A 22,666-nucleotide genomic window follows, 5' to 3' on the forward strand; every position below is an offset into this window, starting at 1 on the left:
TTGTGGGGCCTAGGAAGCGCAGTTCTCGCCTTCGTTATCGCCCGGGATCAGCCCGGCGGCGGCAAGCATGCAGCTGATGGTCGCGTGGATGTGCTCGACCTGGTCCGCCGGCGCGTGCTCAACCAGCCGTTCGGCCTCGCAGGCGAAGGCCTCCAGCACCTCGTCAGGTTCGCACTCGTCCACCAGGCAGGGCAGGCGCTGCTCCAGCCGCTGCAGTTCGGCGTCGATCTCGGCTCGGGTTTTCATGCGGCGATCCGGTGCTCGTAGTAGGGGTGGCGCTTGTCGTCGAAGATGGTCTGCATCGCCGCCAGGTCGCCGCTGGGCTGCAGCCACGCATCGGCGTGCTCCGGCTTGATGTTGATGATGGTGCGATCGTGGCCGGCAGCGGCCACCTCCGGCTCCGGCTCGTCGGTGATGGCCGCGAAGCTCAGCAGGTCCGGCTCGTGGCCAGCCGGGTCCTTCCAGTGCGACCAGAGGCAGGCCACCAGCATGGGCTCGCCATCGCGCGGGGTGAACTCGAGCACCCGGTTCTTGCCGTCGGGGCCCTCCACGTTCTCGTAGAAGCGGGTCGCCACCATCAACCCGTGGCTCGTGCCGAACGTGGGGCGCTTACGGCGCCGATGGGGTCAAGCGGTCGAAGAAGGCGAACGGGCGTAGCCTCGCCGGGCGCGTATACAGCGAAATGCCAGTGCAAGTCTGACTGCGCCTGTCAGGCCTTGGGGCGCGGGCGGTGCAAAGACTCGGGTCGTAACTGGGTGTAGCGCTTCAGCTCATTCCACGACTCGTGGAGTGTCACCGCGGCGACTTCCGGGATGTCGTACCCCTGTTCGAAGAGGCGCGACGTTGCCTCATGGCGAAGGTCGTGGAAATGGAGATCTTCGATCCCCAGCGCCTTGCAGGCACGGGTAAATGAGGTTCCGACGGACTTGGAGTTGTAGGGGAAGATGCGGTCCTCGCCGTCGATTCGGCGCTGGCGCTGCACGACGTCCCAAGCCGTCCCCAGGAGCGGGAATCGCTTGTGATTGCCTGCCTTCTTGCGCGGGTGCTTGGCGTCGCGCAGCAGCAGGGTGCGATTGCTTTCGTCCAGGTCGGACCACAGCAGGCGGCAGATCTCGCCCTCCCGCTTCGCAGACGCGATCGCGAACTCCACCAGATCGTTCATGGGGATCTGCGACCGCCACGCGGACTCTGCAAAGTGGGCGTGCAGCCGCCTCAACTCATCGGGCGTGGGCCGGCGGTCGCGACGCTTGGACTTGCCAACCATCTTGAGCAGGCGAAGAACGGGCCTGGCCTCCGCGACGGGGTCGCCGATCGTGGCGACCCCTTTCATTGGCTTTGCCAGCTTCAGGAGCTCGCTGAGGTACCCCAGCTCGACATTGATGGTGGCAGGCGCGCAGGGCGGGGCCAGGTGGCCGTTCGGGAGCATGTGCTGGCCGGCGATCCGCCGCTGCACGTGCTCGATGACATGGTTGGCGGTGAGCTTCCTGGCCACAACCTCGCCCAGGCTCTCGCGTAGGCGTGACATGTTCCCGGCCTGGGTCTTGGACACCGGCTTGACCGCGGCCACTTCCTCTACGCGCCAGTCGATCAGCTGGGCGATCGTGAGGTCATCATTGGGGTGCCCGCCCCGGGCCTCCATCTCGGCCAGCTCGCGTTCCACCCGCTCCGCCCATACTTTGGCCGCCGACTTTGTCGGGAAGGTGCGGGTTTGGGGCTTGTGCCCCTTGCGGCGCACAATGGCGCGCCAGCTGCCGGATCTCTGCTGGTAGGTGGGCATGGTGTACCAGGCCTTTCGTGGTGCACCAATGGTACATCCCGCCGGGAAACCGAGGGAAAACGCGGGCGCCTCCGGGCAAGAGCAGGCCCCGAAAAGTCAGGTAAAACGATGAATTCCTTGAGAAGCCAAGCGCCGCTGTTGTCCGTGGCGCCGATGATGGACTGGACCGACCGCCACTGCCGGGTGTTCCACCGCCTGCTGGCGCCGCATGCGCGGCTGTACACCGAGATGGTGCACGCCAACGCGGTGGTGCTCGGCGACCGCGGGCGACTGCTGGGCTTCGACCCGGCCGAGCACCCGGTGGCGCTGCAGCTGGGCGGCAGCGAGCCGGAGGTACTGGCGCAGGCCACCCGGATCGGCGTGGAGTGGGGCTACGACGAGGTCAACCTCAACTGCGGCTGCCCCTCCGACCGGGTCCAGGCCGGCCGCTTCGGTGCCTGCCTGATGCGCGAGCCGGGGCTGGTGGCCGAGTGCGTGGCGGCCATGATCGAGGGTGCCCGCGCCGACGGCCGCGAGGTGCCGGTAACGGTGAAGTGCCGGCTGGGCGTGGACGAGGACCACGAGTATGAGCGCTTCGCCGCCTTCGTCGAAGCGGTGGCCGCGGCCGGTTGCCGCACCTTCGTGGTGCATGCGCGCAATGCCTGGCTGCAGGGGCTGTCGCCCAGGGAGAACCGCGAGGTGCCGCCGCTGCGCTACGAATGGGCCTGGCGGCTCAAGCGCGAGCGTCCGGACCTGGAGGTGCTGGTCAACGGCGGCATCGCCTCCGAGCCACAGGTCCAGGAGCAGCTGGCGCACGTGGACGGGGTGATGCTGGGCCGCGCCGCCTACCACGATCCCTACCTGCTGCACCGGCTGGACGTGGCCCTGTACGGCGGCGAGCTGGCCGGACGCGCCACCCTGCTGCGCCGCCTGCGCCCCTACGTGGAGCGGCAGCTGGCCTCGGGCCTGCCGCTCAAGCACGTGGTGCGGCATGTCCTTGGCCTGTTCCATGGCCAGCCCGGCGGCCGCCTGTTCCGCCAGGTCCTCAGCGAGGGCGCGCACCGTCCTGGTGCAGGCTGGGAGCTGGTGGAGCAGGCGCTGGATGCCACCGCCGGCGCGACCGCGGTGGCCTGAGCGGATCCCGCGCGAACCGCCGGGAAAATGGCGGCTTGTTGCGCTGAACGGCCGCCGGTGGCATGTGGATAAGTTCAGACCGGATTCACTGCATTCTCACGAACATGCCTTTCCAGCCAAGGGTCTGGCCTCGACGCATGTTTTCGTGCGTGGAAGCCGTATCAAAGACCCACGCCGTTAGTTAGGATTGCAACGATGTTCGCTCCGCGCCGCCTCGCCACCGCCCTGCTGCTGGCCGGCCTGCCCCTCGTGGCGGCGGCCCGGCCGCCCGTGGTCGGGCCGGAGGCCGGCGTGCGCGCCGGCGGGCCGCCCCGTGCCGAGCGCCCGCAGCGGGACGCGCAGGAAGCCGGCGCCGCCGAGCTGCGGGCATCGCGCCGCTCGCTCTCGGAGGCAGTACGCTTCGTGCAGCGCTCCACCGGCGGCCAGATCCTGGGCGCCGAGCTGGTGCCCTACGAGGGGCGCAACATCACCCGCGTGAAGTACATGGACGATCGCGGCCGGGTCCGCTATATGGATGACCCGGGCCCCGGCGAGCGGGGCCGCCGCGCATCGCGACGCGACGATCACGAAACCCGCTAGACGATGGGGCCCCGGCCAAAGGCCGGTCCCACACTGCAACTCAGGGAGAGTGCATGCGAATCCTTCTGGTCGAAGACGAGGCCCCGCTGCGGGAGACCCTGGCCGCGCGCCTCAAGCGCGAGGGCTTCGCGGTGGATGCCGCGCAGGACGGCGAGGAAGGCCTGTACATGGGGCGCGAGGTCCCGTTCGACGTGGCCATCATTGACCTGGGCCTGCCCAAGATGTCGGGCATGGAACTGATCAAGGCGCTGCGCGACGAGGGCAAGAACTTCCCGGTGCTGATCCTGACCGCGCGCTCGAGCTGGCAGGACAAGGTCGAGGGCCTCAAGCAGGGCGCCGATGACTATCTGGTCAAGCCGTTCCACGTCGAGGAGCTGCTGGCGCGCCTCAACGCGCTGGTGCGCCGCGCCGCCGGCTGGAGCAAGCCGGTGCTGGAGTGCGGCCCGGTGGCGCTGGACCTGGCCGCGCAGACGGTCACCGTGCACGGCAGCAACGTCGACCTCACCAGCTACGAGTACAAGGTGCTGGAGTACCTGATGATGCACGCCGGGGAGCTGGTCTCGAAGGCCGACCTCACCGAGCACATCTACCAGCAGGACTTCGACCGCGACTCCAACGTGCTGGAAGTCTTCATCGGCCGCCTGCGCAAGAAGCTCGACCCGGAAGGCGAGCTGAAGCCGATCGAGACCGTGCGCGGCCGCGGCTACCGTTTCGCGATCCCGCGCAACGAAGGCTGAGCCGCGGTAGCCGGGTCTCGTGGAAGGGAGCACCAGGCCCCGGTTCCGCCCCTGGCGGCCGCGTTCGCTCAAGGCCCGCCAGCTCATGGCGGCCAGCATCGGCCTGGTCGCCTTCCTGATGCTGGCCGGCGTGGCCCTGGACCGCTCCTTCGCCGAGACCGCCCAGAACAACCTGCGCCAGCGGCTGAAGAGCTACGCCATGGCGTACGCGGACAACATCGACTTCGGCCGCGACGGTTCGCTGTACACGCCCGAGGTCGGACCCGATCCGCGCTTCCACCGTCCCGGCAGCGGCCTGTACGCCGAAGTGGTGCTGCCCGACGGGCGCTGGGCCTCGATGTCGGCCGAAGGTCCGCTGCTGCCGGACCAGGGCGACATCCTCGAGCCGCGCGAGGAGCGCTTCGACGGCCCGCTGCAGGTGACCCAGATCGACGGCACCGCCGGCGAGGTCTACCGCTACGGCATCGGCCTGGTCTGGGGCGAGCGCGGGCCCGAGGCCGAGTTCCCGTACACCATCTACGTCATGGAGGACACGCAGACCCTGGATGCCCAGGTGCGCGTGTTCCGCGGCGCGCTGTGGATGAACCTCGGCAGCGCCGGCCTGATCCTGCTGCTGCTGCAGGCGCTGATCCTGCAGTGGAGCCTGCGCCCGCTGCAGCGGGTGATCGCCGAGCTGACCAAGGTCCAGCGCGGCCAGCTGCAGCGCATGAGCGAGCACCACCCGCGCGAGCTGGAGCCGCTGACCGAGAGCATCAACGCGCTGATCGACTCCGAGCGCGAGAACCTGGAGCGCCAGCGCAACACCCTGGCCGACCTGGCGCACAGCCTGAAGACGCCGCTGGCGGTGCTGCGCACCCAGCTGGATTCCGGCGGCCCGGAGGAGACCCTGCGCCAGGAACTGGACGTGCAGCTGCGGCGCATGAACGACCTGGTCTCCTACCAGCTGGCGCGCGCCGCCTCCAGCGGCCACAAGCTGTTCTCCGCGCCGGTGCCGATCGAGTCCACCGCCGAGGAGATCGTGCGCGGCCTGGAGAAGGTCTACGCGCGCAAGGGCGTGCTGTGCGAGTTCGACATCGCCCCGGACGCGCGTTTCTACGGCGAGGCCGGCGACCTGCAGGAACTGCTCGGCAACTTGCTGGAGAACGCGTTCAAGTGGGCCAACCGCCGCGTGGTGCTGACCGCGCGCCCGGGCCCGACCGCGCCCAACCGCCGCGCCGGCCTGCTGCTGGCGGTGGACGACGACGGCCCCGGCATCGCCCCGGAGGACGTGGCCAAGGTGCTGCAGCGCGGCGTGCGCGGCGACGAGCGCGTGCAGGGCCACGGCATCGGCCTGTCGATCGTGCAGGACCTGGTGCGCGACTACCGCGGCGAACTGCAGGTCACCCGTTCCCAGGAGCTGGGCGGGGCGCGCTTCGAGGTCACCTTGCCGCCGGGGCTTTGAGAGCCGGGATTCGGGATTGGTGATTCGGGATTCGCAAGGGCGTAGCCCGATGCGCTTCGCTTGTCCGGGCTACGCGGCGCGCAGGGGCGAGGGGCCGTAGAAGCGGGCCAGGTGCGCGGCCACTTCCGGCATCTCCTGCTCCAGCACTGCTGGTGCGGAGAAGTGGTACTCGGTGGCCACCGCGAAGAATTCCTCCGGTGCCTCGGCCGCGTACGGGTCGATCGCGGTCTCCGCGCCGGCGTCGACCTCGGCGCAGAAGCCGTCGTACGCGCGCTGGAAATCGCGCGCCCATTGCCGGTGCCAGGCGGCGGGCAGGGGCGGGGTGCCGTCCAGCTCGCCGTCCAGCACGTCCAGCTTGTGCGCCATCTCGTGCACGGCCACGCAATAGCCGGTGTCAGGCTCCTCCAGGTCGGCCTGCACGTCGGCCCAGGACAGCACCAGCGGGCCATGGTCCCAGGCCTCGCCGGCCAGTTCGTCGTCCCATTCGTGCAGCACGCCGGCCGCGTCGACGTGGCTGCGGCGCACCCGGAACGCATCCGGGTAGACCAGCAGTTGCGACCAGCCACGCAGCCCGCTGGCGCCGAACTCCAGCAGCGGCAGGCAGCACAGCGCCGCCAGCAGCACCTGCTCGGCGGGCGCCAGCTCCAGCCCGCCCAGCGGGGTGATGGTCTTCTCGTGCAGGAAGCGGGTCGCCAGCGCGCGCAGGCGTTCGCGGCGCTCCGGGTCCAGCCCGCGCGCCCACGGCAGGGCCTGGCAGGCGTGCTGCCAGAGGTCCTCGTCGATGGGTGCCGCACCCAGGCGCAGCCAGCGCGAAAGCCTGCGGATCAGCGGAACATTCCCGGGAGGAAGCTGTGCCAGCGGCCGCCGCGGGCGCGCGGCATGACCGCGTCCGAATCGCCGCCGCCGCCACCAGCGCTGGCGCGCGGGGTGGTGCGTGCCGCCGCCGGCACCGTTGGCCGCGCCTGCGGCGCCTCGTCCCCGGCGGGTGCGGCCGCGGTGGTGTCCGGACGGGCATAGACGCAGGCGCCGTGCTTCTGTTCCGGCCCCGGCAGCTCGGGGCTGGCCCAGCACAGGCTCGGGATGGTCAGCAGCAGGAGCGGGGCGAATCGGCGCATGGGTCGGTCCGGTTGGCCGGGCAAGATCCCGAATATAGCGCGGATCGGGACCGTGCGCCGGACGCGGGGGCGGCGGATGCCGGATAATCGCCCGCTACGCAGTATTCACGGAGCAGGGTGTGGACGATCGGGAGCTGCTGCGGCGGCTGGCCGCCGGCGGAAGTTCGGGCGACGTGCTGGCACGCGACGCCGGCATCACCCGCGCGGCGGTGTGGAAGCGCATCGAAGGCCTGCGGGCGGCCGGGGCGCGGATCGAGGCCCGGCCCGGGCGCGGTTACGTGCTCGACAGCCCGCTGGAGCTGCTGGATGCGGCGCGCCTGCGCGCCGGGCTGGCGCCGCGGGCCGCCGCTTCGCTGCACGCACTGGACGTGGCCTGGAGCCTGGATTCGACCAATACCGAACTACTGCGGCGGCCGCCGCGTCCCGGGGTGGAGGTGCTGCTGGCCGAGCGCCAGAACGCCGGCCGCGGCCGGCTGGGCCGGCGCTGGGTGTCGCCGCTGGGTGGGCAGGTCTGCATGTCGGTGCGGCGTGGCTTCCAGGGCGGCCTGGCCCGCCTCGGCGGGCTGAGCCTGGTGGCCGGGGTGGCGGTGGCCGAGGCCCTGCGTGGCTGCGGCCATGCCGAGGTCGGACTGAAGTGGCCCAACGACCTGGTGGCCGACGGCCGCAAGCTGGGCGGCCTGCTGGTCGAGGGCGGCGGCGAGCACGGCGGTCCGGTGCACGCGGTGGTCGGGATCGGCATCAACGTCGACCTCGGGCCGGCCGACGGCATCGACCAGCCGTGGACCGACCTGGCCCGGCTTGGCGGCAGGGTACCGTCGCGCAATGCGGTGGCCATCGCCGTGCTGGACGCGTTGCTGCCGGCGCTGGAACTGTTCGACGAGGAGGGCCTGGCGCCGTTCCTGGACCGCTACGCTGCGCTGGACGTGCTGGCCGGGCATCCGGTGCGGGTGCTGGACAGCCGCGGCGACTTCGAGGGACAGGCCCTGGGCCTGGCCGCGGATGGGGCCCTGCGGGTGGCCACCAGCGCCGGCGAGCGCCGCGTGCACGCCGGCGAGGTCAGCGTGAGAAGGCAATGAGCGACTGGCTGTTCGACCTGGGCAACACGCGCTTCAAGGCCGCCCCCTGGGACGGCGGCGCGCCGGGCGAGGCCCAGGCCTGGCCGCATGGCGAGGACCTGCACCGCGCCCCGGTCCCGCGCGGACGCCGGGCCTGGGTGGCCAGCGTCGCCGGTCCGGCCATGACCGCGGCGGTGCTGGAACGCCTGCACGCGGCCTTCGACGAGGTGCGCCTGGCCCGCACCCAGGCCGAATGCGCCGGGGTGCGGGTGGCCTATCCGAACCCGGAGCGGTTTGGCGTGGACCGTTTCCTGGCGCTGCTGGCCGCGCACCGGGACGGCGGCGACGTGCTGCTGGCCGGGGTCGGCACCGCGCTGACCATCGATCTGCTTGACGCCGGCGGGCGCCACCACGGTGGCCGCATCGCGCCCTCGCCGACCCTGATGCGCGAGATGCTGCACGCGCGCGCGGCGCAGCTTCCGGCCAGCGGCGGTGCCTATGCCGAGTTCGCCGACGATACCGCCGACGCGCTGGCCTCCGGCTGCGACGGCGCCGCGGTGGCCCTGGTGCTGCGCTCGCTGGAGCAGGCGCGCCTGCGCCTGGGGCGTGAGCCGGCGCTGCTGCTGCATGGCGGCGGCGCCGGGGCGCTGGCGCCGCTGCTGCCGCAGGCACGGCTGCGGCCGGCGCTGGTGATCGAAGGCCTGGCGATCTGGGCGCGCGCGCAGCTGGACGCGGCGGCATCCTCCTGACCGCCGGCGGCCACCGCGCTGCGGTGCTCCCCTAGAATCGGGGCATGATCGCCCGCGCCCTCATCGTCGTCCTGGCCGTCCTCAACCTCGGCGTGGCCGCCTGGTGGCTGCTGCGCCCCGAACCAGCGCCAGCCTCGGCGCCGGCCACGCCGCCGGGCATCGCCCCGCTGGAAATCGTGCGCACCCTCGATGTCGCCGCGGCCCCAGCGCCTGCGCTGCAGCCGGCCGCGCCCGCACACACCTGCCTGCGCGCCGGCCCGTTCCGCAGCCGCGCCGAGGCCAACGGCATCAGCGCGCGGCTGCAGCCGCTGTTGCTCGGCCTGCAGGTCGAGGAGGAACCGGGCGATGCGGAGATGTACCGGGTGCTGTTGCCCCCGGTCCCCAGCCGCGAGGAGGCCGAAGCCACGGTGCGCCGCCTGCGGGGTGCCGGCTTCGACGACGTGCTGGTGCTGCACCAGGGCGGCGAGGCCAACGCGGTGGCGCTGGGCACCTTCCGCAACCGCGACATGGCCGAGCGCCGGGTCGCGGCCATGCGCCAGCTTGGCTTTCCGGCCGAGCTGCGCACTGCCGGCCGGGCCACGCCTCCGCGCTGGTGGCTGCTGCTGGCCACCGCACGGCCGGAGGAAGTGCGCGCCCAGGCGGGCGAAGCGCGCCAGATCGATTGCAGCCGCATCCCCGGCCTGGCGGACGATGCGCGGACGCCTGCGCTAGAATCGCCGGCCGCGCCGCTTTAGCTCAGCTGGTAGAGCAACCGCCTTGTAAGCGGTAGGTCGTCCGTTCGATCCGGACAAGCGGCACCACTTTCCGCTCCCGGCCGCTGCCGGGACGACGCTCAGGGCACCAGCCCGCAGGTCCGGTGCAACGGCGCCGGGACCGGCAACCGCACGCCATCCGGCAAGCCCGGCGGCCATGGCCGGTAGCCGGCCTGCCAGGCCACCACCTGCCACTGCCCGCTGGCTGGCAGGTCGTAGGCATACCAGGCCTCGCCGTCGTGGAACCCGTGGAAGATCTCGCTGCGGCCGTTGGCTTCGGCCAGTACGGTCAGGGGCACGTTGAACGGCGGCGGTTCGTCCGCGGTGGCCATGGCCGGCAGGAAACTGGCCGGCAGGGGTGGGGACGAAGGAGCGACGGGAGGCGTCAGGGTGGTCAGCATGTCCCTTCAATAGCACCGTGGGCGTGAATCCGGCGTCTGCTGCAGCGCGGCGCGTGTCCGTACGGTCACCCGGCTAGACTCGGGAAAAGTTTCAACGGATACCGTCATGGCCCGCAGTTATCCCCCTGTTTCCCTCATCGGCGTTCCCACCGACATCGGCGCCGGGCACCGCGGCGCGTCGCTTGGCCCGGATGCGCTGCGCATCGCCGGTATCGGCCAGGCCTTGGCCGCGCGCGGCGTGGACGTGCTCGACACCGGCAACCTCGCCGGCCCGCCCAACCCCTGGCAGCCACCGGTGGGCGGCTACCGCCACCTGGAGCAGGTGGTGGAATGGAACCGCGCGCTGATGCAGGCCACCCTGGCCGAGCTGCGGCGCGGACGCATGCCGGTGATGCTCGGCGGCGACCACTGCCTGGCGATCGGCTCGATCGCCGCGGTCGCCCAGCACTGCCGCCAGGCCGGGAAGAAGCTGCGGGTGCTGTGGCTGGACGCGCACGCGGACTTCAACACCAGCGAGGTCACCCCTTCGGGCAACGTGCACGGCATGCCGGTGGCCTGCCTGTGCGGCATCGGCCCGGACGCGCTCACCCGCCTCGGTGGCGAGGGCCCGGCCATCACCCCGGCGCAGGTGCGGCAGATCGGCATCCGCTCGGTGGATCCGGAGGAAAAGCGCCTGGTCAAGCAGCATGGCCTGGACATCTACGACATGCGCTACATCGACGAGGTCGGGATGAAGGCGGTGATGCAGCAGGCGCTGGAAGGCGTGGACGCGGACACCCACCTGCACGTGAGCTTCGACGTGGACTTCCTCGACCCGGGCATCGCCCCGGGCGTGGGCACCACCGTGCCCGGCGGGGTGAACTACCGCGAGGCGCAGCTGGTGATGGAAATGATCGCCGACACCGGGCGCATGGGTTCGCTGGACATCGTCGAGCTCAACCCGGTGCTGGACAACCGCAACGCCACCGCCGAGCTGGCGGTGGACCTGGTCGAGAGCCTGTTCGGCAAGTCCACGCTGATGCGCGACTGAGCACCAGTCGCGTCCGTCGCCGCGCGGTTTCACGCCGGTTCGACGGCGTTCCCGGAAAAGTGGGGCCCATCCCGTGCGTGGCGCGCGGGACCGAAAAGGGAGCCCACCATGAAGCGCATCGTTGCCCTGACCCTGCTGAGCCTGTTCTCGATTTCCGCGCTTACCGCGTGCAACACCATGGCCGGCGCGGGCAAGGACATCCAGCGGGGCGGGGAAAAGCTCGAAGACAAGGCCCAGGACTGCAAGGACGGCAAGTGCTGAGCGGGAAGCTCGAACGGATGCGGTGAGCGCAGGACGCGCCCGGCACAGGACGTGCGCAGATGGAGTTGCAGGCGGGGCCGCAAGGCCCCGCCTTTTTGTCTGCCTGAATGCTCCGCCGCGCGTGGCGCCGCGTAACCGCGCACTCACGGCGGCTGGACCGCCGGGAAACGCGCAACCGGCGATGCTGGCCCCAACCCGGCGACCGCCGGGTCCCGACCCCCCAACAAGGAGCACGCATGAACCGCGACATCATCGCCGGCAACTGGAAGCAGCTGAAGGGCCAGATGAAGGCCAAGTGGGGCGACCTCACCGACGACGTGTTCGACGTGGCCGAGGGCAATGCCGAGTACCTGGCCGGCAAGTTGCAGGAGCGCTATGGCTGGGAGAAGGACCGCGCCGAGCGCGAGGTCCGCGACTTCGAGACCACCCTGGACCAGCGCTACCGCCACTAAGGCCGGTGCCTTGGGCCCGGGCGCGGCGATCCGCCGCCCCGGGCCTTTCCGTGTCCGCCCGCCGCAACCGGGGCAGGGGGTAGAATCGGCGTGTTTCTTCCCCTTGCCTGCACCATGACCGTCCGCGTCCTCACCGGCATCACCACCACCGGCACCCCGCACCTGGGCAACTACGCCGGGGCCATCCGTCCCGCCATCGCCGCCTCGCGCGCACCGGGCACGGAGAGTTTCTTCTTCCTGGCCGACTACCACGCCCTGATCAAGGCCGACGATCCGCAGCGGGTGGCACGCTCGCGCCTGGAGATCGCCGCGACCTGGCTGGCCTGCGGCCTGGATCCGCAGAAGGTCGTGTTCTACCGGCAGTCGGACATCCCCGAGATCCCGCAGCTGACCTGGCTGCTGACCTGCGTCACTGCCAAGGGCCTGCTCAACCGCGCCCATGCCTACAAGGCGGCGGTGGACAAGAACAACGAGGCGGGCGAGGACCCGGATGCCGGCGTCACCGCCGGCCTGTACATGTACCCGGTGCTGATGGCGGCCGACATCCTCGCCTTCGGCGCGCACCGCGTGCCGGTGGGCCGCGACCAGATCCAGCACATCGAAATGGCGCGCGACATCGGCCAGCGCTTCAACCACCTCTACGGCGAGGCCTGGCGCCAGGCCACCGGCCAGTCCGGCGAGCCGCTGGTGCTGCCGGAGGTGCAGATCGACGAGAACGTGGCCACCCTGCCGGGCCTGGATGGCCGCAAGATGTCCAAGAGCTACGACAACACCATCCCGCTGTTCGCACCGCCGGCCGAACTCAAGCGCCTGGTGATGTCGATCGTCACCGACTCGCGCGCGCCCGGCGAGCCCAAGAACACCGAGGGTTCGGCCGTGTTCCAGCTGTACCAGGCCTTCGCCACGCCGGAGCAGGCCGAGGAGATGCGCCACGCCTTCGCCGAGGGCATCGGCTGGGGCGACGCCAAGCAGCGCCTGGTGCTGCGCATCGAGGAAGCGGTGGCGCCGCTGCGCGAGCAGTACGCGCAGCTGATCGCCAGGCCGGCGCAGCTGGAGGAGATCCTGCAGGAGGGCGCGCGCAAGGCGCGCGAGACCACCGTGCCGCTGCTCGACGGCCTGCAGCGTGCGGTCGGCCTGGGCGGCTTCCAGGCGGCGGCCGCCGCCGGCTCCGGCAAGCCGAAGAAGAAGCCGGCGGCGCGCCTGCCGCAGTTCAAGCAATACCGCGAGGCCGACGGCCGCTTCCACTTCAAGCTGGTCGACGCCGACGGCCGCGTGCTGCTGCAGGGTGATGGCTCCGAGTCCCCGCGCGAGGCCGGCGAGCGCATCGCCCGGCTGCGCCGCGAGGGCATCAATGCCCTGCACGCGCTGGAGCAGGGCGCGGTCGGGCTGATGGGCGAGCGCGTGGGCACCCTGGGCGCCGACGTGGCCGGGGTGGACGCGGTGGTCGAGGCCCTGCGCCAGCTGGCCGAGGCGGAGGCCGGCTGATGGCCTGGCTGTCGCTGCTGCTGTTCCTGCCCTGGTTCGCCGTGCTGGGCGGTCTTTACTGGTTCTTCCCGCGCACGCCGCGCCCGCGCGCGCGGCGTGCGTTCGACGCCATCGTGCTGGTCCTGGCGCTGGTGCTGAGCATCGGCGGCATGCACTGGGGCTACCACGAGGGCCTGGCCTACAGCGGCGCCGGCCCGATCTGGCGCCAGGTGCTGGCCGTGCTTTACGCCTACGGCGCGTTCCTGGCGGTGCTGGCACTGGCGATCCCGCTGCGCATGCGCCTGTCCGCGCGCTGGGCGGCGCAGGGCTGAGCCGCGACCAAGGTGAACGGTGGCCTGCCGCCGGCGGCCGTCTACGACCAAAGCCGGATCGTGCGGGCAAGGGGGGCTGACTAGGCTCCCCTGCATCGCCCCCACATCCCCGCTCCCCGATGCAGCAACAGCAGCTGGCGGCCGCGCACGGCATCCATACCCTCGACACCGGCTATGTCCGGCCTGCCTTCGACGCCGCGTACCTGGTGGTCGAGCGGGGCCGGGCGGCGTTCGTCGACTGCGGCACCAACCACAGCGTGCCGGTGCTGATGCAGGCGCTGGCCGACGCCGGGCTCGGCGCCGAGGCGGTGGACTGGGTGGTGCTGACCCATGCCCACCTCGACCACGCCGGCGGCGCGGGCCTGCTGATGCGCCAGCTGCCGAACGCACGCCTGGTCGCGCATCCGCGCGCGGCGCCGCACATGGTCGATCCGCAGCGGCTGGTGGCCGGGGCCATGGCGGTGTACGGCGAGGAGCAGTTCGCGCGCCACTACGGCAGCCTGGAGCCGGTGCCGGAATCGCGCGTGGTGGTGGCCGCCGACGGCCATGCCATCGACCTGGCCGGGCGCATCCTGCGCTGCCTGGATACCCCCGGCCACGCGCGCCACCACATGTGCATCTGGGACGAGCGCAGCCGCGGCTGGTTCACCGGCGACACCTTCGGCCTGTCCTACCGGCAGCTGGACAGCGAAGGCCGCGCCTTCGTCCTGCCCACCTCCTCGCCGGTGCAGTTCGAGCCGGAGGCGATGCAGGCCTCGATTCGGCGCATGCTGGAAAGCGCGCCGGAGCGCATGTACCTGACCCACTACGGCCCGGTGGGCGAGGTGCGCCGCCTAGCCGCGGACCTGCACGAGCAGATCGACGCCATGGTCTCGCTGGCCCAGGCCTGCGACGGCGGCCCGGACCGCCACCGCGCGCTGGTGGCGGCGCTGTCGGAGTACTACCTGGAGCGCGCCCAGGCCCACGGCGTGCCGCTGGACGAGGCCGGGGTGCTGGACCTGCTGGGCATGGACATCGAGCTCAACGCCCAGGGCCTGGAAGTGTGGCTGGACCGCAGCCGCCGGCGTGGCTGAGCGGCGGGGTCAATCCCAGGCATTGAGGTGCCGGCCGAAGCGCTCGCGCTGCGGCCGCACCACGCAGAAGCGGTGCCCGGTGGGCGCCTCCATCACCCACCAGCGCTTGACGAAGGCGATCTTGCGCGCGCCCAGGCGCTCGAGGCGGTCGGCCTCGGCGTCGACGTCGTCGCTCTCGATGTCCAGGTGCACGCGCGATTCGTGCGCCACCTTCTGCAGCAGGATGAGCGGCTCGTCCTCCTCGGTGGCCAGCACGCCGTAGCGGCCGTCGCCGTCCTCGTCCGGGTCGGCGATGGGCTTGCCCAGCGCCGCGCTCCAGAACTCCAGCGCGGGGCGCAGGTCGTCGACGTTGCAGTCGATCACCCGGGTGCTGAGGCGGCTGTGGTGCGGCATGGCGGCTCTCTCCGGCGGGCATGGAGCCCGACGATAGCGCCGCGCGGGGCTGGTGCGGATGAAGCGGCGGAAGCGCCCGCCGCCTCCTGCCCCCGGCCACGCGCCACGCCCGGCCCCCGCGCATGGGGCGGGGGAGCCCGGGCGGCCGGCCTCAGTTCGGCAGGGCCATGTCGTCCAGCAGCGCGCGCAGGAAGCGCGCGGCCTCGCCGCCGGTGGCGGCGCGGTGGTCGAAGGTCAGCGAGATCGGCAGGCGGCGGTGCACCTCGATCCCGCCCATCACCGCGACCACGTCGTGCGACAGGCGGCCGGCGCCGACGATGGCCACGCACGGTGGCACCACCACCGGGGTGGCGTAGCGGCCGGCGAACATGCCGAAGTTGGACAGCGAGATGGTGTAGCCGGACAGCTCGCTGGCCGGGATGCTGCGGTCCTCCACCTGCGCGCGCAGGCGGTCGATGCCGGCGCGGATGCCGCGCGCGTCGAGCATGTCGGCATTGCGCAGGGCCGGCACGAACAGGCCGTCGTCGGTGTCCACGGCGATGCCCACGTCCACGTGCGGATGGCGGGTGACGCTGAGCGCCTCGCCGTCGAACCAGGCATTGAGCGCCGGTACCGCCTTGCACGCGGCGACGATCGCGCGGACCAGGCGCGCGGTGATGTCCTGCTTGCCGATCCAGGCATGCAGGTCGGCGTCGTCGACCAGTGTGGTCGGCACGACCTTGCTGTGCGCGTCGGCCATCACCCGCGCCATGTTGCGGCGCACGCCCTTGAGCTGCTCGGGCTGGCCGCTGGCGGCCACGCCGGCGTCGGCGCCCGGCGGGCGGGTGCGCATGGGCCGGCCGGAGGCGGAGACGGGGGTGCGCTGGTGCACGGCAGGAGCGGGCGCGGAGGCGGCAGCCGCTGCGGTGGGCTGTGCCACCCCGGTGCCTCCCGCGCGGGAGGGGAGGAGACGGGATGGATCGGCCGCGGCCTGCTTCACGTCGGCCAGGGTCACGGTGCCCTCGGGCCCGGTGGGCGCAACGCGGGCCAGGTCCACGCCCAGCTTGCGCGCCAGCGCGCGCACTGCCGGCATCGCCTTGACCCCGCCGACCGCGATCGCACGCTCGGCATGCACGGCGTCGGAGCTCTGCATCGCGCCGACCACGGTGCCGGCGTCGCCACCGCGCGCCTCCGACGGTGCCGGCTGCACCGGCAGCTCGCCGCCGTCGTCGCTGGCGCTGGCCTTGGCCGGCTTCGCCGGTGCGCCGTGGTGGTGGCCGGTGTCCTGGCCCTCGGCGCGCTGCGGCAGGCTGGCATCGGGTTCGAACTCGGCCAGCATCGCGCCGGTGACCACCACGTCGCCGGCCTTGCCGGCCAGGCGCAGGACCTTGCCGGACACCGGCGAAGGCACTTCCACCACCGCCTTGGCGGTCTCCATCGAGACCAGCGGCTCGTCCAGGCGGATGATGTCGCCCTCCTTGACGAACCACTCGACGATGGTCGCGTCCGGCAGGCCCTCGCCCAGGTCGGGCAGGTGGAAGGTCTTGGTCTGGCTCATCGTGTCGCTCTCTCAATCGGTCGGTCGATCGCGCGGATCGACGGGCGGGAGCGGGCCGCGGCACGCGGCCGCGGCATGCCGTCCCGGGGCATCAAGGTAACGGACCGCGCGCGACGGGGTCGCGCGCGGCACGGTTCAGCCGTGGGCCATCGCGGCGCGCGCGGCGGCGACGATCCGCTCCACGCTGGGCAGGTACTTCATCTCCAGGCGGAACAGCGGGATGTGGGTATCCCAGCCGGTCACGCGCTGCACCGGGGCAACCAGGTCGTACATGGACTCCTCGGCCAGGCGCGCGGCGATCTCCGCGCCGAAGCCGGCGGTGCGCGGGGCCTCCTGCACGATCACGCAACGGCCGGTGCGCGACACCGACTCGGCGATGGTGGCGAAGTCCAGCGGACGCAGGGTGGCCACGTCGATCACCTCGGCGCTGATGCCTTCGGCCGCCAGCGCCTCGGCCGCCTCCAGCGCCTCCTTCACCTGCGCGCCCCAGGCGACCAGGGTCACGTCGGTGCCGTCGCGCAGGACGAAGCACACGTCAAGCGGCAGCGCCTCGCCGTCGTCGGCCACCAGTTCCTTGTACTGGCGGTAGATGCGCTTGGGCTCCATGTAGATCACCGGATCCGGATCGCGGATCGCGGCCAGCAGCAGGCCGTAGGCGCGTTGCGGCGAGGACGGCATCACCACGCGCAGGCCGGGGACGTTGGTGAACATCGCCTCGTTGGCCTCGCTGTGGTGCTCCGGCGCGCGGATGCCGCCGCCCCACGGCACGCGCAGCACCATCGGGCAGTGCAGGCGGCCGCGGGTGCGGTTGCGCAGGCGCGCGGCGTGGCAGACCAGGTGGTCCAGCATCGGATAGACGAAGCCGTCGAACTGGGCCTCGGCCACCGGCTTCATGCCCTGCGCGGCCAGGCCCACCGACAGGCCGGCGATGGTGGTCTCGTCCAGCGGGGTGTCGAGCACGCGCTGCGGGCCGAACTTCTGCTGCAGGCCGGCGGTGGCGCGGAACACGCCGCCGTTGACGCCCACGTCCTCGCCCAGCACCAGCACCGACGGATCGTGCTCCAGTTCCCATGCCAGGGCGCGGGTGATCGCCTCGATCAGGGTGATCGGCGTCGCGGTCGGGGTCTGGCTCATGGGCTGTTCTCCACCACGACTGGCGTGGACGGGCGCCGAATCGCCCACGCCGGCGGCGGCGTGGGCGCCGGCCAGGCTGCTGCTTTCGGCGCGCTGGCTGCGGATGTCATCCATGGCGCTGCTCCAGGGCAATGGCCGCGGCGCGCTGCGCGAGCAGGTCCGGCGGCGGATCGGCGTAGAGGTAGTCGAACATCGCTTCCACCGGCTGCGCGGTGGTGGCCAGGTAGGCGTCGACCTCGGCGTTGACCTGGCGCTCGCACTCGGCCTTCCACTCGGCCTCCTCGGCCTCGCTCCAGGCGCCCTGCGCGGTGAGCCAGGTGCGCAGGCGCGCGATCGGCTCGCGCTGCCAGGCGGCCTTGACCTCGGCGTCGTCGCGGTAGCGGCGCGCGTCGTCGGCGGTGGTGTGGTCGGACAGGCGGTAGGTGAGGAACTCGATCACCGAGCCGCCCTCGCCGGCGCGCGCGCGGTCCATGGCCTGGCGCATCGCGTCGAGCACGGCGACCAGGTCGTTGCCGTCGACCTGCAGCACGTGCAGGCCGCCGGCGATGCCCTTCTGCGCCAGGGTCTGGGCGCCGGTCTGGGCCTTGCGCGGCACCGAGATCGCCCAGCCGTTGTTGATCACCCCCAGCACCAGCGGCAGCTGGTAGGCGCCGGCGGAGTTGAGCGCGGCGTAGAAGTCGGTCTTGGAGGTGCCGCCGTCGCCGCAGGTGGCCACGGCCACGTGCGGCTGCCCGCGCAGCTTGAACGCCAGCGCGGCGCCGGCCGCGTGCAGGCACTGGGTGGAGATCGGCACGCAGATCGGGAAGTCGGCCACCGCGTCGCTGTCGCGCGGGAAGTCGCTGCCGCGCTCGTCGCCGCCCCAGTACATCAGGATGTCGCGCGGGCGCACGCCGCGCTCGAACATGGTGCCGATCTCGCGGTACGACGGCGCGAACACGTCGCCGCGGCGCATCGACGCGCCGATGCCGACATGGGTGGCCTCGTGGCCCAGGCTGGGCGCATAGGTGCCCAGCTTGCCGGTGCGCTGCAGGGCGATGGCCTTGCTGTCGAAGGCGCGCACGAACAGCATGCGCTTGAACAGCGGCAGCAGCACGGCGGGGTCGCGCAGGTCCTGCGGGAAGTCGCGGACCTGGCGCCCGTCGGCGTCGAGGTACTGCAGGTAATGGACTTCAAAGCTGGCGGCGAGTGTCATCGGGGGAGTCACCCTTGCGCGCGATTGCGGACAGGAAAGTTGCACATGGTACGGACTCGGTCGGGAAAACCCGCCGTGCAGCGCAACAACGCTTGCAGTACATGGACTTGGACGCGGTCGTCGAGTTCCCCTGAATGGTGACAGGCTCGGCCGCGTTATCCCTGCTGCGCTGCGGTACGCTTTGCCCCCTTGCGCGCACTCCCGCGCGCGCCAGCCGCGACCGATGACCCTGAACAAGAACCAGCGCCCGCTCGAACCCGGCATCCACACCGACCTGCAGGGCCGCATGACCTATGCGGGCTACCTGCAGCTGGACCGCCTGCTGTCCGCGCAGCGGCCGCTGTCCGAGCCGGCGCACCACGACGAGATGCTGTTCATCATCCAGCACCAGGTCTCGGAACTGTGGCTGAAGCTGCTGATGCACGAGCTGCAGGCCGCGCGCGCGTTCATGCAGCAGGACCAGGTGTGGCAGTGCCGCAAGGTGATGGCGCGCGGCAAGCAGGTGCTGCGTCAGCTGGTGGAGCAGTGGTCGGTGCTGGAGACGATGACGCCGTCGGAGTACATGGGCTTCCGCGACCTGCTGGGCCCGTCCTCCGGCTTCCAGTCGCTGCAGTACCGCGCGATCGAGTTCCTGCTGGGCAACAAGAACGCCGAGATGGTGAAGGTGTTCGCCCACGACCCGGAAGGCCAGGCGGCGCTGCGCGCCGAGCTGGAGCGGCCCAGCTTGTACGAGGAGTTCCTGCTGTACCTGGCGCGCTTCGGCCACGCGGTGCCGGGCGAGTACCTGCGCCCGGAACGCGACTGGACCCAGCCGCACGTCAGCGACCCGGCGCTGCGCCAGGTGTTCGAACGCATCTACGAGGACACCGACCGCTACTGGCGCGAGTACTCGCTCAGCGAGGACCTGGTGGACCTGGAAACCCAGTTCCAGACCTGGCGCTTCCGCCACATGCGCACGGTCATGCGCATCATCGGCTTCAAGCGCGGCACCGGCGGCTCCAGTGGCGTGGGCTTCCTGCGCGAGGCGCTGGACCTGACCTTCTTCCCTGAACTGTTCGAAGTCCGGACCAGCATCGGGACCTGAGCCGCGTCGGGTTCCGGGCGAGCATGGCACGCTCCGGGTGGCACCGCTCATGGCGCCGGTTTCAGCCGTAACGCACTGATTTTGAATGGATATCCCGGGGGCGGTCCAGCGGGTTTGCCGCGCTTGCCGATTGACGACCCGGGGCCGGTCGGTGATTCTCGCCCGGTTCCGGCGCCCGTCGCCGTGAAGTCCCGTCCGTTCTTTTGCAAGGAAATCCATGAGCGCCGACGTCGTCGAGCCCAAGGCCGCGGTCCCGCCGCAGACGCCCTCCCTACCCGAATTCCCCCAGACCCTGGGCCATCCGCGTCCCCTGTGGATGCTGTTCATGACCGAGTTCTGGGAGCGCTTCGCGTTCTACGGCATGCGTTGGGCGCTGGTCCTGTACATCGTGGCCCAGTTCTACAGCGGTGACGCCAGGGGCGAGGCCCCGGCCAGCGAGCTGTACGGCGCCTACCTGGCGCTGGTGTACGCGGCGGCGATCTTCGGCGGTTACGTGGCCGACAAGCTCATCGGCTACCAGCGCTCGATCCTGGTCGGCGCGGCCTTCATGTCCGCTGGCCTGTTCATGATCATGGCGCCCAGCGAGACCATGCTGAAGCTTGGCCTGGCCACGATCATCGTCGGCAATGGCCTGTTCAAGCCGATCATTTCGACCCTCGTCGGCAAGGTCTACGCGACCGGCGACCAGCGTCGCGACTCGGGCTTCACCATCTTCTACATGGGCATCAACCTCGGGGCCTTCATCGCCCCGATCCTGACCGGCTGGCTGGCCGAGCGCATGTTTGGCGGTACTCCGGAACTGCCGGCCTACAAGGTGGTGTTCATTGCGTCCGGCATCGGCATGCTTTTCAGCCTGTTGTGGTTCTGGTTCGGCCGCGCCCAGCTCAAGGGCATCGGCGCGGCGCCGGCCAATGCCACCGGCCTGGGGCGCGTGGCGATGGTGATCGTCGGCGCATTCGTGGCGATCCCGGTGTTCTACTCGCTGCTGACCATCGACGCCGGCCTGCTCAACTGGATCCTGATCGCATTGTTCATCGCCCCGGCGATCATGCTGCTGGTCGAGGGCATCCGCGAGGGCAAGGTGCAGCGCGACATGGTGGTCGCGATGCTGATCATCTTCGGCTTCAACGTGCTGTTCTGGATGTTCTTCGAGCAGGCCGGCAGCTCGTTCAACTTCCTGGCCCAGAACATCGTCAACCGCGACTTCGGCGGCTGGATCTTCCCGGTCGGCTGGTTCCAGTCGGTGAACTCGATCGCCATCATCACCCTGGCCCCGGTGCTGGCCTGGCTGTGGGTGGCGATGGGACGCGCCAATCCGTCGATCCCGCGCAAGTTCGGCCTGGGCCTGATCTTCAACGGCCTGGCCTTCCTGCTGCTGATGTTCGCCCTGTCCAGCCTGGTTGACCCGCAGACGCTGAAGATCCCGTTCTGGACCCTGTTCATGGTCTACGTGATCCAGTCGGTGGGCGAGCTGTGCCTGTCGCCGATCGGCCTGTCGATGACCACCAAGCTGGCCCCGGCCAAGCTGACCGGCCTGGCCATGGGCGGCTGGTTCCTGTCGATCGCCATCGGCAACAACCTGTCGGGCATCTTCGCCTCCAGCGTCAGCGGCGAGGGCGGCATGACCACCGCCTCGGCGCTGGCCGGCTACACCTTCGGCTTCTGGGCGCTGCTGGGCGCCGGCGTGCTGCTGTTCCTGGTCGCGCCGCTGATCCAGAAGCTGATGCACGGAGTGAAGTGAGATGAACGGCGCCCGCGGCGCGTTGCTGGCTTCGGCCCTGGCCCTGTGCGGATGCGGGGTTGATTCCCGGCACCCGGCCGGGCCGCCACAGCCGGTCGACACCACGCCGCAGCAGGCGCCGGCGCCGGACGCCACCGAGCCGGTGGCCTCCGGCAACACCCCGGCGGCGGCGGACGTCGCCGCCCTGGCCGGGTTGCGGGCCGCGTTCGACCCGGCCCGCAACCCCGCCGACGACCTGGAAACCGCCCAGGTCGAGGCGCGCCGCGGCAACCGCCGCATCGTGCTGGAGTTCGGCGAGTCGGACTGCGCGCCCTGCGAGGCGCTGGCCGCCGGGATCGAAGGCGACGCGGCGCTGCGTTCGCGCCGCAATTCGGCGTTCGTGTGGGTGCGGGTGGACCGCCGCGCGCCGGGCAATGCCGGCTTCGTCGCGGCCTACCCGGAAGCGGCCGACGTGCCGGCGCCGTACCTGGTGGTACTGGACGCCGACGCACAGGTCCTGCATGCCGGCCCGGGCGCCGCGTTGCTGCGTGACGACGCCCGCGCCGACGTGGCGCGCATCCGGGAATTCCTCGAGACCTGGGCGCCCCCGGCGCCCTGATCCGGCCCCTGGCCGGCTCCTTCCCCGATTCCAGTCCCCTGCCGCCTGGTCCGCGTTCCCCCGCGGCGGCGTTCAGTGCCCTTCGCGCAGGGCGGTCAGGCCCGGGCCGGCGAGCTTGGTCAGCAGGCGGTCGAGCATCTGCCGTTCGTTCTCGTCCAGCGTGGCCACCAGGCGCGCCTCGGCTGCCAGCGCCATCGGCGCGATCTCGTCGTAGACCGTGTACCCCACCTCCGACAGCGACAGCACCGAGCGGCGGCGGTCGTCGCTGTGGATGTCGCGCTTGATCAGGCTGCGCTCGAGCAGGCGCGCGACCGCGCGGCTGACCGCGACCTTGTCCATCGCCGTGCGTTCGGCGACCTCGTTGGCCGACAGGTCGGGGAAGCGCCCGAGCACGGCCATCACGCGCCATTCGGTGATCGCCAGTCCGAAACGCTTCTGGTACATGTCGGCGATCGTCTGGCTGACCCGGTTGGACAGCACGCTGAGGCGGTAGGGCAGGAAACGCTCGAGTTCGAGCTGGGCGTGGCCGGATGCGTCCTTGGCGGGAACGGACCCGGTGGCGTCTTGGCTGGCAGTAGCAGTCATTGCGGCAGGGTACCTTGCATGTGGTTGCACACGTAACTATAAAGGGTCTAATCCCAGACCCCCGTTCCCCG

25 protein-coding genes, 1 tRNA gene and 1 pseudogene are annotated in these 22,666 nt (G+C 71.3%); 17 read left to right on the plus strand and 10 right to left on the minus strand.

Annotated elements, in window-relative coordinates; all coding sequences use genetic code 11:
• Positions 1 to 9 precede the first annotated feature (9 nt).
• From EIM47_RS11950 to EIM47_RS11960, 3 genes and pseudogenes are all read right to left on the minus strand, one after another.
• Positions 10 to 246, minus strand: a complete 237-nt coding sequence (locus EIM47_RS11950) for a hypothetical protein (RefSeq protein ID WP_125077030.1) — start codon at positions 244 to 246, stop codon at positions 10 to 12.
• Positions 243 to 599: pseudogene (locus EIM47_RS11955) on the minus strand (SOS response-associated peptidase family protein); the annotation flags it as partial. The pseudogene EIM47_RS11955 and the gene EIM47_RS11950, both read right to left, overlap by 4 nt.
• Positions 600 to 709: 110 nt before the next feature.
• Positions 710 to 1,777 (minus strand): site-specific integrase, encoded by a 1,068-nt coding sequence (locus EIM47_RS11960; protein ID WP_125077031.1) that lies wholly within the window; start codon positions 1,775 to 1,777, stop codon positions 710 to 712.
• Between the two features lie 108 nt (positions 1,778 to 1,885).
• On the opposite strand from EIM47_RS11960, the gene dusA reads away from it, so the two are divergent.
• The 4 genes from dusA (at position 1,886) to EIM47_RS11980 (ending at position 5,647) form a co-directional block, all read left to right on the plus strand.
• On the plus strand, positions 1,886 to 2,890 hold the full coding sequence (gene dusA, locus EIM47_RS11965; protein ID WP_125077032.1) for a tRNA dihydrouridine(20/20a) synthase DusA: 1,005 nt from the start codon (positions 1,886 to 1,888) through the stop codon (positions 2,888 to 2,890).
• Between the two features lie 195 nt (positions 2,891 to 3,085).
• Complete coding sequence (locus EIM47_RS15765) at positions 3,086 to 3,469, plus strand: hypothetical protein (RefSeq protein WP_205948720.1); 384 nt, start codon at positions 3,086 to 3,088, stop codon at positions 3,467 to 3,469.
• Positions 3,470 to 3,522: 53 nt separating this feature from the next.
• Positions 3,523 to 4,206 (plus strand): response regulator transcription factor, encoded by a 684-nt coding sequence (locus tag EIM47_RS11975; RefSeq protein WP_019398028.1) that lies wholly within the window; start codon positions 3,523 to 3,525, stop codon positions 4,204 to 4,206.
• 19 nt (positions 4,207 to 4,225) lie between these two features.
• A complete protein-coding gene (locus EIM47_RS11980) occupies positions 4,226 to 5,647 on the plus strand; it encodes an ATP-binding protein (RefSeq protein WP_125077033.1) in 1,422 nt (473 codons plus the stop codon).
• Between the two features lie 69 nt (positions 5,648 to 5,716).
• Here the strand turns inward: EIM47_RS11980 and EIM47_RS11985 are convergent, their stop codons facing one another.
• Entirely contained in the window at positions 5,717 to 6,505 is a 789-nt protein-coding gene (locus EIM47_RS11985) for a M90 family metallopeptidase (protein WP_026010393.1), read from the minus strand.
• Positions 6,506 to 6,881: 376 nt separating this feature from the next.
• Between EIM47_RS11985 and birA the strand changes: the two genes are divergently transcribed.
• From birA to EIM47_RS12010, 4 genes are all read left to right on the plus strand, one after another.
• Positions 6,882 to 7,838 carry a bifunctional biotin--[acetyl-CoA-carboxylase] ligase/biotin operon repressor BirA gene (gene birA, locus EIM47_RS11995; RefSeq protein ID WP_028915475.1) on the plus strand — a complete coding sequence of 319 codons (957 nt, stop codon included), beginning with the start codon at positions 6,882 to 6,884 and terminating at the stop codon, positions 7,836 to 7,838.
• Entirely contained in the window at positions 7,835 to 8,566 is a 732-nt protein-coding gene (locus tag EIM47_RS12000) for a type III pantothenate kinase (RefSeq protein WP_125077034.1), read from the plus strand. The genes birA and EIM47_RS12000 overlap by 4 nt, the downstream gene beginning before the upstream one ends.
• Before the next feature lie 44 nt (positions 8,567 to 8,610).
• On the plus strand, positions 8,611 to 9,300 hold the full coding sequence (locus tag EIM47_RS12005) for an SPOR domain-containing protein (protein WP_125077035.1): 690 nt from the start codon (positions 8,611 to 8,613) through the stop codon (positions 9,298 to 9,300).
• Positions 9,291 to 9,366 (plus strand) — tRNA-Thr (locus EIM47_RS12010). Before EIM47_RS12005 ends, EIM47_RS12010 begins: the two co-directional genes overlap by 10 nt.
• Positions 9,367 to 9,398: 32 nt before the next feature.
• Here the strand turns inward: EIM47_RS12010 and EIM47_RS12015 are convergent.
• Positions 9,399 to 9,719, minus strand: a complete 321-nt coding sequence (locus EIM47_RS12015) for a hypothetical protein (RefSeq protein ID WP_240626227.1) — start codon at positions 9,717 to 9,719, stop codon at positions 9,399 to 9,401.
• 106 nt (positions 9,720 to 9,825) lie between these two features.
• Between EIM47_RS12015 and rocF the strand changes: the two genes are divergently transcribed.
• From rocF to EIM47_RS12045, 6 genes are all read left to right on the plus strand, one after another.
• Positions 9,826 to 10,749 (plus strand): arginase, encoded by a 924-nt coding sequence (gene rocF, locus EIM47_RS12020; RefSeq protein WP_019398021.1) that lies wholly within the window; start codon positions 9,826 to 9,828, stop codon positions 10,747 to 10,749.
• Between the two features lie 108 nt (positions 10,750 to 10,857).
• Positions 10,858 to 11,010: an entericidin A/B family lipoprotein gene (locus EIM47_RS12025; RefSeq protein ID WP_019398020.1), complete on the plus strand. Its 153-nt coding sequence runs from the start codon at positions 10,858 to 10,860 to the stop codon at positions 11,008 to 11,010.
• A 236-nt stretch (positions 11,011 to 11,246) separates the two neighbouring features.
• Complete coding sequence (locus EIM47_RS12030) at positions 11,247 to 11,462, plus strand: CsbD family protein (RefSeq protein ID WP_019398019.1); 216 nt, start codon at positions 11,247 to 11,249, stop codon at positions 11,460 to 11,462.
• A gap of 114 nt (positions 11,463 to 11,576) precedes the next feature.
• Entirely contained in the window at positions 11,577 to 12,947 is a 1,371-nt protein-coding gene (locus EIM47_RS12035; protein WP_125077036.1) for a tryptophan--tRNA ligase, read from the plus strand.
• The gene (locus EIM47_RS12040; protein WP_019398017.1) at positions 12,947 to 13,258 is read left to right on the plus strand and encodes a hypothetical protein; all 312 of its coding nucleotides are present in this window, start codon (positions 12,947 to 12,949) and stop codon (positions 13,256 to 13,258) included. Before EIM47_RS12035 ends, EIM47_RS12040 begins: the two co-directional genes overlap by 1 nt.
• Positions 13,259 to 13,377: 119 nt before the next feature.
• The gene (locus tag EIM47_RS12045) at positions 13,378 to 14,331 is read left to right on the plus strand and encodes an MBL fold metallo-hydrolase (protein WP_125077037.1); all 954 of its coding nucleotides are present in this window, start codon (positions 13,378 to 13,380) and stop codon (positions 14,329 to 14,331) included.
• A gap of 9 nt (positions 14,332 to 14,340) precedes the next feature.
• On the opposite strand, the gene EIM47_RS12050 is transcribed toward EIM47_RS12045, so the two are convergent.
• The 4 genes from EIM47_RS12050 to pdhA all read right to left on the minus strand — a co-directional run bounded on the left by EIM47_RS12050 (position 14,341) and on the right by pdhA (position 18,587).
• Positions 14,341 to 14,724: a VOC family protein gene (locus EIM47_RS12050; RefSeq protein ID WP_125077038.1), complete on the minus strand. Its 384-nt coding sequence runs from the start codon at positions 14,722 to 14,724 to the stop codon at positions 14,341 to 14,343.
• A gap of 151 nt (positions 14,725 to 14,875) precedes the next feature.
• The gene (locus tag EIM47_RS12055) at positions 14,876 to 16,261 is read right to left on the minus strand and encodes a dihydrolipoamide acetyltransferase family protein (protein WP_125077039.1); all 1,386 of its coding nucleotides are present in this window, start codon (positions 16,259 to 16,261) and stop codon (positions 14,876 to 14,878) included.
• Between the two features lie 135 nt (positions 16,262 to 16,396).
• Positions 16,397 to 17,509 (minus strand): alpha-ketoacid dehydrogenase subunit beta, encoded by a 1,113-nt coding sequence (locus EIM47_RS12060; RefSeq protein ID WP_019398013.1) that lies wholly within the window; start codon positions 17,507 to 17,509, stop codon positions 16,397 to 16,399.
• Positions 17,502 to 18,587, minus strand: coding sequence for a pyruvate dehydrogenase (acetyl-transferring) E1 component subunit alpha (gene pdhA / locus EIM47_RS12065; RefSeq protein WP_028915470.1), 1,086 nt, complete (start codon positions 18,585 to 18,587; stop codon positions 17,502 to 17,504). The genes EIM47_RS12060 and pdhA overlap by 8 nt, the downstream gene beginning before the upstream one ends.
• Positions 18,588 to 18,810: 223 nt before the next feature.
• Here pdhA and EIM47_RS12070 point away from each other — a divergent pair, with 223 nt between their 5' ends.
• The 3 genes from EIM47_RS12070 (at position 18,811) to EIM47_RS12080 (ending at position 22,010) form a co-directional block, all read left to right on the plus strand.
• The gene (locus EIM47_RS12070) at positions 18,811 to 19,671 is read left to right on the plus strand and encodes a tryptophan 2,3-dioxygenase family protein (RefSeq protein WP_125077040.1); all 861 of its coding nucleotides are present in this window, start codon (positions 18,811 to 18,813) and stop codon (positions 19,669 to 19,671) included.
• Positions 19,672 to 19,888: 217 nt separating this feature from the next.
• On the plus strand, positions 19,889 to 21,412 hold the full coding sequence (locus EIM47_RS12075) for an oligopeptide:H+ symporter (RefSeq protein WP_125077041.1): 1,524 nt from the start codon (positions 19,889 to 19,891) through the stop codon (positions 21,410 to 21,412).
• 1 nt (position 21,413) lies between these two features.
• Positions 21,414 to 22,010 carry a hypothetical protein gene (locus EIM47_RS12080; protein WP_125077042.1) on the plus strand — a complete coding sequence of 199 codons (597 nt, stop codon included), beginning with the start codon at positions 21,414 to 21,416 and terminating at the stop codon, positions 22,008 to 22,010.
• Positions 22,011 to 22,082: 72 nt separating this feature from the next.
• On the opposite strand, the gene EIM47_RS12085 is transcribed toward EIM47_RS12080, so the two are convergent.
• Entirely contained in the window at positions 22,083 to 22,595 is a 513-nt protein-coding gene (locus EIM47_RS12085) for a MarR family winged helix-turn-helix transcriptional regulator (protein ID WP_019398008.1), read from the minus strand.
• Positions 22,596 to 22,666 lie beyond the last annotated feature (71 nt).

Source organism: Pseudoxanthomonas sp. SGT-18, assembly GCF_003931645.1.
Classification (GTDB): Bacteria; Pseudomonadota; Gammaproteobacteria; order Xanthomonadales; family Xanthomonadaceae; genus Pseudoxanthomonas.